Annotated in this window: 14 protein-coding genes; 7 read left to right on the forward strand and 7 right to left on the reverse strand. The window is 65.1% G+C overall.

Annotated features, from left to right (window positions below; genetic code table 11):
• The first annotated feature begins 31 nt into the window (after positions 1-31).
• The 3 genes from MUK72_RS07210 (at position 32) to MUK72_RS07220 (ending at position 3,145) form a co-directional block, all read left to right on the forward strand.
• A complete protein-coding gene (locus tag MUK72_RS07210) occupies positions 32-799 on the forward strand; it encodes a creatininase family protein (protein WP_244705228.1) in 768 nt (255 codons plus the stop codon).
• 133 nt (positions 800-932) lie between these two features.
• The gene (locus MUK72_RS07215) at positions 933-1,364 is read left to right on the forward strand and encodes a DUF5788 family protein (RefSeq protein ID WP_244705230.1); all 432 of its coding nucleotides are present in this window, start codon (positions 933-935) and stop codon (positions 1,362-1,364) included.
• The gene (locus MUK72_RS07220) at positions 1,361-3,145 is read left to right on the forward strand and encodes a DNA polymerase/3'-5' exonuclease PolX (protein ID WP_244705232.1); all 1,785 of its coding nucleotides are present in this window, start codon (positions 1,361-1,363) and stop codon (positions 3,143-3,145) included. The genes MUK72_RS07215 and MUK72_RS07220 overlap by 4 nt, the downstream gene beginning before the upstream one ends.
• Here MUK72_RS07220 and MUK72_RS07225 read toward each other — a convergent pair whose 3' ends face one another.
• On the reverse strand, positions 3,146-3,547 hold the full coding sequence (locus MUK72_RS07225) for a rhodanese-like domain-containing protein (protein ID WP_244705234.1): 402 nt from the start codon (positions 3,545-3,547) through the stop codon (positions 3,146-3,148). It lies immediately after the preceding gene.
• Between the two features lie 207 nt (positions 3,548-3,754).
• Between MUK72_RS07225 and MUK72_RS07230 the strand changes: the two genes are divergently transcribed.
• Entirely contained in the window at positions 3,755-5,092 is a 1,338-nt protein-coding gene (locus MUK72_RS07230) for an ISH6 family transposase (protein ID WP_425311083.1), read from the forward strand.
• Here MUK72_RS07230 and MUK72_RS07235 read toward each other — a convergent pair.
• From MUK72_RS07235 to MUK72_RS07255, 5 genes are all read right to left on the reverse strand, one after another.
• Positions 5,067-5,594 (reverse strand): NUDIX hydrolase, encoded by a 528-nt coding sequence (locus tag MUK72_RS07235; protein ID WP_244705237.1) that lies wholly within the window; start codon positions 5,592-5,594, stop codon positions 5,067-5,069. The two genes, MUK72_RS07230 and MUK72_RS07235, sit on opposite strands and share 26 nt — an antisense overlap.
• A 41-nt stretch (positions 5,595-5,635) precedes the next feature.
• On the reverse strand, positions 5,636-6,178 hold the full coding sequence (locus tag MUK72_RS07240) for an NUDIX hydrolase (RefSeq protein WP_244705239.1): 543 nt from the start codon (positions 6,176-6,178) through the stop codon (positions 5,636-5,638).
• A 65-nt stretch (positions 6,179-6,243) separates the two neighbouring features.
• Positions 6,244-7,989: a Rieske (2Fe-2S) protein gene (locus MUK72_RS07245; RefSeq protein ID WP_244705241.1), complete on the reverse strand. Its 1,746-nt coding sequence runs from the start codon at positions 7,987-7,989 to the stop codon at positions 6,244-6,246.
• Between the two features lie 496 nt (positions 7,990-8,485).
• On the reverse strand, positions 8,486-8,881 hold the full coding sequence (locus tag MUK72_RS07250) for an OsmC family protein (protein WP_244705243.1): 396 nt from the start codon (positions 8,879-8,881) through the stop codon (positions 8,486-8,488).
• A 66-nt stretch (positions 8,882-8,947) separates the two neighbouring features.
• A complete protein-coding gene (locus MUK72_RS07255) occupies positions 8,948-9,658 on the reverse strand; it encodes a metal-dependent hydrolase (RefSeq protein WP_244705245.1) in 711 nt (236 codons plus the stop codon).
• A 107-nt stretch (positions 9,659-9,765) separates the two neighbouring features.
• On the opposite strand from MUK72_RS07255, the gene MUK72_RS07260 reads away from it, so the two are divergent.
• On the forward strand, positions 9,766-10,533 hold the full coding sequence (locus tag MUK72_RS07260; protein WP_244705247.1) for a fumarylacetoacetate hydrolase family protein: 768 nt from the start codon (positions 9,766-9,768) through the stop codon (positions 10,531-10,533).
• Here the strand turns inward: MUK72_RS07260 and MUK72_RS07265 are convergent.
• On the reverse strand, positions 10,520-10,987 hold the full coding sequence (locus tag MUK72_RS07265) for a DUF7979 domain-containing protein (RefSeq protein WP_244705249.1): 468 nt from the start codon (positions 10,985-10,987) through the stop codon (positions 10,520-10,522). The genes MUK72_RS07260 and MUK72_RS07265 overlap by 14 nt on opposite strands.
• Before the next feature lie 178 nt (positions 10,988-11,165).
• On the opposite strand from MUK72_RS07265, the gene hisC reads away from it, so the two are divergent.
• Positions 11,166-12,254: a histidinol-phosphate transaminase gene (gene hisC / locus MUK72_RS07270; protein ID WP_244705252.1), complete on the forward strand. Its 1,089-nt coding sequence runs from the start codon at positions 11,166-11,168 to the stop codon at positions 12,252-12,254.
• Positions 12,255-12,256: 2 nt separating this feature from the next.
• Entirely contained in the window at positions 12,257-12,772 is a 516-nt protein-coding gene (locus MUK72_RS07275) for an adenylate kinase family protein (protein ID WP_244705293.1), read from the forward strand.
• Positions 12,773-12,777: the final 5 nt, after the last annotated feature.

Below are 12,777 nucleotides of genomic sequence, written 5' to 3' on the forward strand. Positions count from 1 at the left end.
CCGTTATCCCGCGGCCCGGCGGATTTCGGGCATGTACCTCGCGGATCGGACGTGGCCCGAACTCGACGACATCGAGGAGCGGTCGCTCGCGGTCGTGCCCGTGGGATCGACCGAACAGCACGGCCCGCATCTCCCGCTCGCGACCGATCATCTCATCGCCGAATCGCTCGCCCACGAGGCGACCGACCGGGCTGACGTGCTCTGCACGCCGACGGTGAAAATCGGCGTCAGCCCCCACCATCGCCAGTTCAACGGCACGATGTGGGTCGACCCGCCGGCCTTCAGGGACTACATGGAGAGCCTCGCGCGCAACCTCACCTACCACGGTATCGACCGAATCGTCTTCGTCAACGCCCACGGCGGCAACGTCAGCCATCTCAGAGAGGTCGGTCGCCGCCTGCGCGACGCTGGCGATGCCTTCGCCATCGAGTGGATGTGGAACGACTCGATCCCCGAGCTCGTCGACGAACTGTTCGCGACGAACGGTCCCCACGGCGGGCCGAAGGAGACGGCCATGATCCAGCACATCGCGCCCGATCTCGTCCACGAGGAGGAGTTCGAGACCGCCCGCGACGACGGGCTCGTCGAGTTCGACGAAGGAGGCATGACGGTCCACGGCGCACGGACGTTCTACGACTCGATCGACAACACCGACAGCGGCGTTCTCGGCGATCAAACCGACGCCACCGCCGAGAAGGGCGCGCAGTTGTTCGAGGCTGCTGCCGACCAGCTCGTCCAGCTGCTCGACTGGCTCGCCGACCAGCCCCGCGACGCGCTGATGGCCAAGCCACACGTCTGAGACCGACGGGACGGAGTCGAAGAAGCACCGCCGATCGCGGTACGGTATCCGCTTTCTCTCACCCAATTTCTTCGGTTCGGGAGCAGCTCGCACGGTCCGCAGGGTCGAAGTGGATTCGGCTCCGAGCGGAGCCATGAAACCGTACGAGCGAAAACAGCTCCTCGCGCGGGTCGATCGCGAGGGGGCGACCGTCGGAGCCGACATCCCCGACGAGATCACGGTTCAGGGCGAGCGCCTCGCACTCGCCGATCTCGTCTTCGAGACGCGCTCGCGAGAATCGATCCCTGCGGGCGAGCTCGAGACCGTCGAGCAGGCAAAGCGCAATCTCCGGCGCGAGCGCATCGAACGTCGACAGCGCATCGAGGAGGACGACATCAGCCGCGAGCGCGGCGAGGAGCTCGTCGAGAGCATCATCGGCATCGATCGCGCGCTGCACGCGCTGTCCGATCTCGGGACGACCGACCTCGAGCGCGAAGCGACGACGAGCGAGACCGCCGACCGCAAGCGCTGGATGAACTTCCTGAAGCAGGCGCTCGGCCAGGACAGTTCGAGGGCGCGCCGATGAACGACAACGACGCCGTTGCCGACCGGTTCGAGGAGTTCGCCGACCGCCTCGAAGCGACTGGAGTGGAGTACAAACCCCAGTCCTACCGTCGAGCGGCCGAGAACGTCCGCGCCCACCCCAAATCCGTCGAATCACTGGTCGACGACGGGAAGGAGGCTGTCCAAGGGATCGAGGGCGTCGGCGACGCGCTCGCCGCGAAGATCGTCGAGTACGTCGAGACGAGCGAGATCGAGGAGCTGGAGGAACTGCGCGACGAGCTGCCTGTGGAGATGGCGGCGCTCACGCGCGTCGAGGGTGTCGGCCCGAAGACCGTTGGCACGCTCTACGAGGAACTCGGCGTCGAGGATCTGGACGATCTCGAAGCGGCCGCGCGCGAGGAGCGCATCCAGGAGATAGACGGGTTCGGCGCGAAGACCGAGGAGAACATCCTGTCGGGGATCGACTTCGCCAGGCAAGCCGGCGAGCGCTCGCTACTCGGTGACGCACGCCCGCTCGGCGCGGAACTGAAGCACTACATCGGGAAATCGGAGGCGGTCACCGACGCCGAGATCGCGGGCTCGCTGCGGCGCTGGCGCGAAACCATCGGCGACGTCGATCTGCTCGTGGCGAGCGACGAGCCCGAGACCGTCATCGAGCGGTTCACCAACTGGGATGATCGTAACGAGATCATCGAGGCCGGATCGAGCAAGGCGAGCATCCGCTCCGAGGGGATGCGCGTCGATCTCCGAGTCGTCGTCCCCGAGGAGTTCGGCAGCGCGCTCCAGTATTTCTCCGGGAGCCGCGATCACAACATCGGTTTCCGCAATCGTGCCATCGAACAGGGCCTGAAGGTCAACGAGTACGGCGTCTTCGACGTCTCCGAGCAGCGCTCGGATGGCTCGTCGGATACGTCCGACGATGTATCGGATGTCGACGACATCGAGGCGGACCAGCGGGTCGGTGAGCGCATCGCGGGCGACACGGAGGATGGGATGTACGACGCCGTGGGACTGCCCTGGATCCCGCCCGAGCTCCGCGAGGACGGCGGTGAACTCGCCGCCGCGGCCGACGGCGATCTGCCCGACCTGCTCGCCGAAGAGGACGTTCGCGGCGATCTCCACGTGCACTCGGAGTGGTCGGACGGCGACAACACGATCGCGGAGATGGTCACGGCCGCGGCGGAGTTCGGCCACGAGTACCTCGCCATCACCGACCACGCGAGCGGACCGGGGATCGTCGCCGACATGGGTCTCGACGATGCGGACCTCGCCTCCCAGCGCGAAGCGATCGAGTCGGCCGCCGAGAATACCCATATCGAAGTGCTCGCAGGCGTCGAGGCGAACATCGAGGCCGACGGCAGGCTCTCGGTCGGCGAGAACGTTCTGGAGGAACTCGACGTCGTGGTCGCCTCACCGCACAACGGGCTCGACGGCGACGGTACCGAGCGGATCGTCAGCGCCATCGAGCAGCCCCACGTCGACATCATCGGCCATCCGACGGGGCGGTATCTCAACCAGCGCACTGGGCTCGAACTCGATTTCGAGCGGATCGCCGAAGCGGCTGCAGAGTATGGGGTCGCGCTCGAAGTGAACGCAAACCCGCGACGGCTCGATCTCTCGGGCGGTGCGGTCCGGACGGCGATCGAGGCCGGGGCGACGATCGTCATCGACACCGATGCCCACCAGCCGGCGAGCTACGATCTGCTCCAATACGGGGTCCACACGGCTCGGCGCGGCTGGGCCGAGGCGGGCGACGTGCTCAACACGCGCGACTACGACGGTCTCAGGAAGTTCCTGGGCTGATCAGAACGGTGCGTCGGTCCCGTCGCCGGACGGGACTGCGCGGTCGTCGGGAGCGTCGGTTGCACGATCTGCGGGGGTGTCGTGCTCGGTGGCGTCGAGCGGGCCGTCCCACGCTTCGAGCCCGCCGTCGAGGCTCTCGACGCGGGCGTCGTCGACGGGTTCGGCCGAGCGCAGGAGCTGGAGGGCCTGAAGGCTGGCCTTGCCGTGCGGGCAGACCGTCACGATGTGCTCGGCGTCGGCGAACTGCTCGACGCGCTGGGGCAGTTCGCCGAACGGGACGTTCTCGCTGTCGGGGATGTGGCCGCGCTCGAAGGCGGCCGGCGATCGGATATCGACGACGCGCACCGGTTCTTCCTCGTCGAGCAGGCCGGCGAGTTCCTCGGGCGTGATTTCGTCGCTCACGGGAGCCCTACCGGTTTCGGGCGAATAAAACCGCCGTTCGTCAGAGTAGGCCTTCCTCGCGCGCGAGCAGGAGCGGTGTCAGCGACCAGCCAACCGATGGGTCGCGTCGGAAAATCGTTCAGAACCGTCTGGGCAGTCGCTGAAACGAAGTCGTAGCTGACTCCTCGAAGGAATGGGGACTGTTTGATGAACGTGAACGAGTCCCCGATTGAGGTTACGGTCACGATCCACTTCGTTCTGACTATTGACCCAACTGAACAGTACCCACTTGCCGCCTTCGCGGAGTTTCTGACCGAGCAGCGTCTCGAATCGACGCTGCTCGAAGCAATCATCGAGAGCCTCAACGACGTACTCGTTGAGGCGTACTGTGGCGAAAAACACGCACAGGGAAACGGAACCAACCGATTCCAACGCTCGACAACGAAGATTCGCACAGCGGTTACTACCGTCGGCGAGCACGAGTTCTCCCTTGGCTACGTCAAAGACACTGCGGCAACTGACGACGAGAACGCTCATTTCCGCCCCATCGAACAATTCGTCGATTTCAACGGAAAGAAGCGATATCAGCAGGATATCGCTGCGCGAACAGTCGATCTTGCGACGGCTCTCTCCTACCGTGACGCAGCCTCACATGCTGAGGACCTCGAAAGGACGCCCTCGAAGGACACCATCCGCGACCGCGTGACCGAGTGCGGCAGGAAACTCACAGAGTTCGTTTCCAGCCGCATTGCCGGGTCTGAAGCTGAAACCGTCATCCCTGACGGAACCAACTGCTACAGTCAGGACGAGGACCGTGAGTACCACGACGTACGAGTAACGCTCGCAGAAGACACCGAAACAGCGTCACGATCAGTGCTTGATGTCTCGGTGAACACTCCCTGGAGTGAGATTGCGGATACTCTGGATACTGCTGAGGCGATCACTGACGACGCGAAAGTCGTCAGTGACGCCGAAAAGAGCCTTGTTGGGGCCTTTCAAACAGACACACGCGATCATCAACTCGATTTGTCTCACGTTCCGCGCACACTTGGCTACAAGCTGTGGGACGACGGTGCGCTCTCATTGGAGGACCGTAACGAGATCATTTCGGAGGTCTCTGGAGAGTTGTTCCACCTGAAGAACTCCGTCGAGAAACATCGTCCGCAAGAGGAGTATTCGGCGATCCGCGAGCGGATCGCCCGAACGAAAGAGCGTATAGAGAAGACAGCATGGCAGTTAGAGCAACTCTCTTCGCTGAAAGCAGCATCGTACCTTCGTAGTGGACTGGATTCGATGGTGACGTTTGCTGAGGACGCGATAGACGGGTTCGAGGTGCCGTGGACCTCGAACCCTGTCGAACGAGCAATGGGTGAGGTAGCCAAGCGATGCAAGCGTGACTGGATGCAGTGGAGCGAAGAAGGGTTAGATACGCTGTTGCAGTTGTCTCTCACGAAATACGCCAATCCCGAATACTACCGCGAGTTCTTCGATGAGTTCCTCCAGCGGTCAACTCACGAAAAGATACGATGTAGCGTGTCGGTCACAACGAACGGAGGTGAACTCTGAACGGTTTTCCGACGCGACCAACCGATGGCTCCTGTCTGATCGTCTTGAGAGCGTCTTCGGTTGGCAGCAAACGGACATTCAGAAACTCGCCGTCGTGCGGTTCGGGATCACCCGGAGTGAGATCGGTCGCATAGACGACGTGTCGCATAGCGCGCTCCCAGCCGGACGGATAGTACGACGTGAGTAACTCGGCAGATTTCGCTCGGTATCCAGTTTCTTCACGGAGCTCTCGGATGGCTGCTTCTGTCGGCTCGTCGCCATCCGTTCCGCCAGCAGGACATTCGAGGAACGTTTGTCGAAGGCGCGGGCGATACTGCTCGACCAACACGACTTCGGCATCGTCGGTCACTGCAACAATGGTGACGTCGTCGTAGTCGGTTTCGATCCAATAGTAGTCGCCACGTTCACCATCTGGCCGCCTGACGACGTCGTGTCCGGCGTCGAACCACGGGTTTTCGTACTCGACGATTGATTCACGGACGGGCCACGTCGGATCGTTCACAACGGTAACTCCTCGCGCAGCTGTGATAATTTCCCCGACGATTAGAGCAGGCCTTCCTCGCGCGCGAGCAGGAGTCCCTCGATCGTGGCGTCGTTGGCCGGTTCCTCGCGCGCGGTGGCGAGCGCCTCGTCGATCGGCAGCGACGTCACGGTGAGGAACTCGTTCTCGTCGAGATCGCGATCGGTGGGGGTGAGTCCCTCGGCGAAGACGATCGCGCGGCGGTGGTTGAGTACGCCCGTCGCGACCCAGAAATCTTCAAGCAGTGAGACGCCCGCCGCTTCGAGGCCGGTCTCTTCGCGGAGTTCGCGCGCTCCCGCCGTAGTGGCCGATTCGCCGTCCTCGACGATGCCCGCGGGGAGTTCGAGATACTGCTTGCCGATCGCCGGCCGGTACTGATCGACGAAGACGACGTCGTCGCCGTCGCGGGCGACCACCACGACCGCCGCCGGCAGCTCCGCCCAGTAGTATTTCTTCTCCGAGCCGTCCGGCTGTTCGACGCGGTCGTAGCCGCCGGTGTACCAGCCGGTCTCGTACTCGACTTCCGATTCGAGAACCGGCCAGTCGTGATCGGCCTGCTCGGTCATACTCCTGCTGCGGGCGGCGCGCGCTAAACGGTGGCGTTCGGCGGTGAATCCGCCGCGGCGCGGAGCTACTTGACCTCGTGAAGGCGCTCGCCGCGGTGCAGGCGCGTCGCGATCGAGAACGTCTGCTCGGCGGCGCGCCGCGTCGGGAAGTGCGCGGCCATGTAGCGCGCCGTCGCCATCAGCGCCGTCCGTTGCTCGCTCTTCTCGCCGACGGCCTCGAAGCGCTCGATGGCCGCCGTCAGACTCTGTAGCGTGTGGAAGTCAGCGTCCTCGCGGAGCAGCCCGCGGCCGAGCGTGCGCTTGAGGTCGTCTGGATCGCCGTCGGCATCGAAGTGCTCGCTCACGAGCGTCGCCGCGCGATTCGTGTTGCCCTGTTCGTCGAACGCATCGAGAAGGTCAGCGCGGACGTCAGCGGGCGTGCGGTCGGTCTCGTCGGGGTCGGGCACCGGTGCGCGCGGCGAGTTGAGGAATCGATCGAGATAGACGCTCATCGCGCCGTCGAAACAGGCCCGATAGAGCTCGGTCGCGTCGGTCTTTTCGGTCGCGCGATGGACCGCGTTGGCGTAGGTGAACGTGTGATGAACGGTGTTCCAGTCGGTGAACTCGTTGTTCGTGGCGAACCAGAGCACGCGGCGCGTGGCTGCGCGCGCGACTGCATCCGCGAGCTGGGTCGTCGTCGCCCCCGCCTTGATGGCGTCGGTCAGCGCGTCGACGATCGCTTCGGCGTCGTCGTCGAGCAGCGTCTCGACGAAATCTTCAGGACGTTCCCACTCCTTGCCCTCGCCGGCGGCCACGAGATCGGACAGGAGATCGTTTGCATCGGCGCAGAGCCCCGCGATATCGACGGGTTGACGCCACGAGGAGAGTTCTTCCGAGCGTGTGGCATCGGTGATCTGGGCGACCGTCGAAGCGAGCGCGGCGTCTGCGTGCTCCTCCCAGCCGAGGTGTTGGGCCGTCTCGAAGGCCGTGTTGATGAAGTCGAGTGTGTGCCCAGCATTCATGTAGCGATGATCGGTCGCGGCCGAAAAGACGATCTCCGCGACGTCTTTGGGCGGGAGCGAGTCGATCGCGGTGAGTAGGCAGCGCTCCGCGCCGTCGGCATCGCGGACCTCGCAGGTGTCACGGAACCAGGATTTGAGTCGTTCCTTCGAGAGTTCTTGATTGTCGAAGGCGTACTGCTGGAAGCGTGGGGGTTCGCCGGCCGAATCGTCGGCGACCTCGCGGACGCCCGTGAACATCGCGCGGCGCTTGTCCCGGCCGCCGACGTGATCGTAGAGGTTCGCCATGCAGCCGAGGGTGGTGAGGCCGCGCCCCCAGCCCATCGCGCGATAGCGCGTGCCGAAGTTGACGGCGGTTTCGAGCGGCGTGTAGAACCCCTCACCCTCCTCGTCGAGACCGATGACTGACTTCGCCATTACGAGCGAGATGTCCTCTTCCAGTCCGTCGGCGAGTCGATTGCGAAATCGTGTCGCCGGCGGGACGTCGGGTTCCGGGTCGGGATCGAGATATACCTCGCCGTCGTCGATTTCAGTCGGGAAGGTCTGGACGTCGTCGGCGAAGAGGTCGAAGGTGTCGCCCTCCTCCAGCTCGAAGCGCGCGTGATGCCAGTGGCAGGTGAGGATGCCGTCCTCGACCGTCCCGCGCGTGAGCGGGAAGCCCATGTGTGGGCAGCGGTTGTCGACGGCGTAGACCTCGCCCTCGTGGTGGAAGAGTGCGATCGGTCGGCCGTCGCTGCTGACGACCTGTCGACCCTCGTCTTCGAGCTCCGACAGCGATGCGACCTGGACGTACTCGCTATCTTCGACCGCCATACCTGCGAGTTGGTGACACGCCCACAAAACGATTCCCTGAAACGATGTTTTGTACCCAAAACAACTGTTTCGAGTGGGCGATCGATGAATTGTGACTGGATGTGCGTGGCGGCGCGGCCGCCGCGGTGCGGTTGCTGTGTGGTGCTTGGCGTCTCGGCGAGCGGAGCGAGCCGAGGCTCAGGAGAGCATTGCTCTCCTGGTGGATGAAGGGCGAGGCGCACGAGCGGAGCGAGTGAGCCGAGGGCTTCTGCGGTGCTGTGGCGGTGGTGGTTGCGGTGTGGAGTGGTCGTGTCCGCGCGAACGCGGTGAGCGCGGTTCGCCGTGAACGAGCGCCGAAGGCGCGAGTGAGCGGGAGTTTTTAGTCCAGGTTTTTGGTCGGGGGTTGAGCGCGCGAGTGAAACGAGCGCGCGATGTCGTTCGAAAGGCGCGAAGCGCCTTTCGTGATGACGAAACGGCTTCGCCGTTTCGAACCACCCCCGTCTAAAAAAGTGGATTTCTAGAACGCGCTGCCTTCGACGGAGATGTCGGCGTGGAGCTCCTCGCGCAGCGCCGAGTGGACGTGACAGATCTCCTCGCCGCGCTCGACGAGTTCGTCCTCGTCGCCAGCGATGTCGGCCTCGACGCGGATGTCGAAGCGGATGGCTTCGAGGTCCTCATCGTCGTCGAGATCGCCCTCGGCGTCGATTTCGATCCGACCGAGGTCGTCGTAGTCGCGCTGTTGGGCCCCGACACGGAACGCGGGGATGTAGCAGGAGGCGTAGTCGGCGACGAGCGTCCCGTTCGGTTCGGGGCCTTCCTCCTCGGTGGCGTCGACGGTGAGTTCGAAACCGCCGACGCGGCTGGTCGTGGCGAATCCGTCCTCGGACGTGCTCGTGACGTTGATGTCTGCCATTGCACCGGCCATGCGAGCGCCGGACTCGTAAGCATCCCGGTCGTGCAGGCCGTTCACGAACGGCGATCAGTCGAGCGTGAACGAGCCGTCGTCATCGAGGACGTGGGCCTCGCTGTCGGGGGCGTGCTCGCCGACTGCGTCGACGAACTCCTCGGGGTCGGCTTCGAGCGGCGGCATGGTGTCGTAGTGCATCGGGAACACATGGGGCGCTTCGAGCCAGTCGGCGGCGATGGCGGCCTGCCAGATGCCCATTGTGAAGTGGTCGCCGATCGGGAGCGCCACGGCGTCGGGCTGGAGATAGGGGGCGATGACGTCCTTCATCTCGCTCATGAGCCCGGTGTCGCCGGCGTGGTAAAAGGACGTGCCCGTGCCGTCTGGACCCGGCTGTTCGTCGCTGACGAGATAGCCCGCCGGGTTGCCGAGTTCGTACTCGTAGCCCATGTCGATGCCGCTCGTGTGGTCGGCGCGGTGCATCGTCACGTGGGCGTCGCCACACTCTACTGTGCCGCCGATGTTCATGCCGATCGTGTCGTCGGCACCCATCTCCGCCTCGACGTAGGCGGCGACCTCGACGGGAGCGACCACGGTCGCGTCGGTGAACTCGCCGGCGTGGGCGATGTGGTCCGCGTGGCCGTGGGTGAGCAGGACGTAATCGGGCTGGTCGATCTCCGACGGCTCCATCGACGTGTGGGGGTTGTCGAAGAAGGGGTCGATGAGCAGGCTGGTGTCGCCGACGGTGACGTACCAGGTCGAGTGGCCGTGCCAGGTGAGTTCCATTGCGCTCCTCGATAGTCGCGTCACGCACTTAATACTGTAGGCGAGCGCGCAACGCGTGGGGATCGCGCTGTGTATGATTTTATCAGGGCGGGCGACGAGGGGCCGACATGCACCGCGTCAGGTTCCGCGATCCGAACGGCGACGTCCGCACCGGTAGCTGGGACGCGGCCGAGAACCGCATCACCGCCAGCGCCGGCCCCGGGGGTCGCCTCTCCGTCTCGGACGACAGCTACACGCCCGCGGAGGTGGACGTGCTCGCCCCGACCGACCCATCGAAGATCGTCTGTGTCGGACTGAACTACCGGGGTCACGCCGAGGAGCAGGACAAGGAGATCCCCGACCGCCCGCTGCTCTTCCTCAAGGGTCCGAACACTGTGGCGAGCCACAACCAGACTGTGGAACTGCTGCCCGGCAAGGAACGCATCGACTACGAGGCGGAGCTCGGCGTCGTCATCGATACGCAGTGTCGCAACATCGCCGAAGCCGATGCGATGGACGTGGTTCGAGGGTTCACCTGCGTCGACGACATCTCGAACCGTGACGACCAGCGTGCCGAGCAGAACTGGGTGCGCGGGAAGGCCTTCGACAACGCCGCGCCGATGGGGCCGCTGCTCGCGAGTCCCGACGAGGTACCCGACGACGCGACGATCGAACTCCGGGTCAACGGCGAGCGCAGACAGCACTCCTCGCGCGAGGAGTTCATCTTCTCGATCCCCGAACTCGTCGCGGAGATCACGACCTACATGACGCTCGAACCGGGCGACGTGATCTCGACGGGGACGCCTGCCGGCGTCGGCCCGCTCACGGATGGCGATCAGGTCGCCATCGAAATCGAGGGGATCGGCACGCTCTCGCACTCGGTCACGATCCCATGATCGACTCGAACCAGCGCCGGAGCGTCGGGCTGACGTAGGCGGCAGCGCCGAGCGCGACCAGCGCCATCCCGAGCGGGAAGACGAGCGGATCGATCGACACGCACGAGTTCAGCGAGCCGATGGCTGCGTAGTAGCGCTCGCCCTGATAGCTGACGACCGCGCCCTCGCGCAGCGCGTCCGTCCGGATCGGGCCGTCGATCTCGCCATCGCTCGTGGGACCGTTGACCGCCTCGTCGAGCGCGGCGCGTTCGGGCCCCGAGAGGTCGCTCGCGGCGAGCGTGGGGCCGCTGGCCGGCGCGCTCGGCGAACTGACTTCGAGGAGCGGGTTGCCACACAGCCCCAGGTCCTCCTGGAACAGTGCGTAGCCGCCGACGACGGCCGCACCGATGCCGATGGCCAACAGCACCGCACCGAGAAAGCGCACCGTGAAGGCGATGGTATCCGTACGATCCATTCGATAGATGCCCCTCGCCCGGGTGGACTATGTGCTTTCGGATGCCAGCAACGGAGCGACCGCGAAGCGAATCGATCGATGACGTGGGCAGCCAGCACGTGGTACGGACCGAAGCGTGGCCATCGCACGGTCGCGCTCGGGTAAGTACGCTTAAACCTCGTCATCCGTTCGTCCAACCATGCAGCCACGGGACCTCTCCGACCACGCCGTCTACGCGGCGGGCCGGGGGAGCGAGGAGGTCGCCCGCGAGCTGGGGCTCGACCCCGCCGAGCTGGTGACGCTCTCCTCGAACGAGAACCCACACGGGCCGAGTCCGGCGGCGGCCGCCGCCATCCGCGACGGTGCCGCAACGGTCCACAGCTATCCGAAGAGCGCCCACACCGACCTGACCGAGCGCATCGCCGAACGCTGGGCGATCGAACCGAATCAAGTCTGGCTCGCCAACGGCGGCGACGGTGCGCTCGACTACCTCTCGCGTGCACTGCTCGATCCGGGGGACTCGGTCCTCGTCTCCCGGCCCGGGTTCGCCTACTACGCGATGAGCGCGCGCTATCACCACGGCCGTGTGAACACGTACGAACTGGCACAGTCCGAGGGGTTCGCACAGACCGCTGAAACCGTGCTCGACGCCTACGACGGCGAGCGCATCGTCTATCTGACGAGCCCGCACAACCCGACCGGGACGACTGCATGTCTCGACACGATCGAGGAGATTGCCGAGAAGACCAACGACGAAACCCTCACCGTCGTCGACGAGGCCTACGGCGAGTTCGCCGACGTCTCGAGCGCACTGGCGCTCGTCGAGGGCCAAGACGGATGGGATGCACGCGACGACGTCGCCGTGCTCCGGACGTTCTCGAAAGTGTACGGGCTGGCGGGCGTGCGCCTCGGTTACGCCCTGGTGCCCGACGAATGGGCTGAGGCGTACGAGCGCGTGAACACCCCGTTCGCGGCCAGCGCGATCGCCTGCCGGGCCGGACTCGCCGCGCTCGACGATCACGAACATGTCGAGGAGACCGTCGAGAGCGTCCGCTGGGCACGCGAGTTCATGAGCGACGAACTCGACGCCGAGACCTACCCGAGCGCGGGCAACTTCGTGCTCGTCGAGGTGGGCGACGCCACGGCGGTCGCGGAGGCAGCCAAGCGTCGCGGCGTTATCGTCCGGGACTGTTCGAGTTTCGGGCTCGCCGACTGTATCCGGATCTCCTGTGGCACCGAGACCGAGACCCGGCGCGCAGTGGAAACGATCAACGAGGTGCTCGCGTGAGCATGCGGGTCGCCATCACCGGGACGCCAGGCACGGGCAAGACGACCGCGACCGAGCGCCTCGATCGCGAGGTCGTACATCTGAACGACCGCATCCGCGCGGAGGGACTGGACTCGGGAACCGACGAGCGCCGCGGCAGTCTCGTCGCCGACATGGACGCGATCGCGGCAGCTCTCGACGAAGGGGAGAGCGAGGGGATCGAACTCGTCGAGTCACATCTCGCTCACCGGCTGCCGGCCGATCGGGTGGTCGTACTGCGCTGTCATCCCGACGAGCTCGGTGAGCGCCTCGCCGCCCGTGACGAATCCGACGAAACGATCACGGAGAACCGAGAGAGCGAGGCACTCGACGTGATCCTCTCCGAAGCCGTCGAGGAGCACGGGATCGAGAACGTCTACGAGATCGACGCGACCGAGCGCGGTCCCGATGACGTCGCGAACGAGATCGAGCGCGTCGTCGCCGGCGAGCGAGAGCCGAGCGCCGGAACGGTGTCGTTTCTCGATACGGTGTCGCTATGAGTGAG

It is taken from the genome of Halococcus dombrowskii (assembly GCF_022870485.1).
Classification (GTDB): domain Archaea; phylum Halobacteriota; class Halobacteria; order Halobacteriales; family Halococcaceae; genus Halococcus; species Halococcus morrhuae.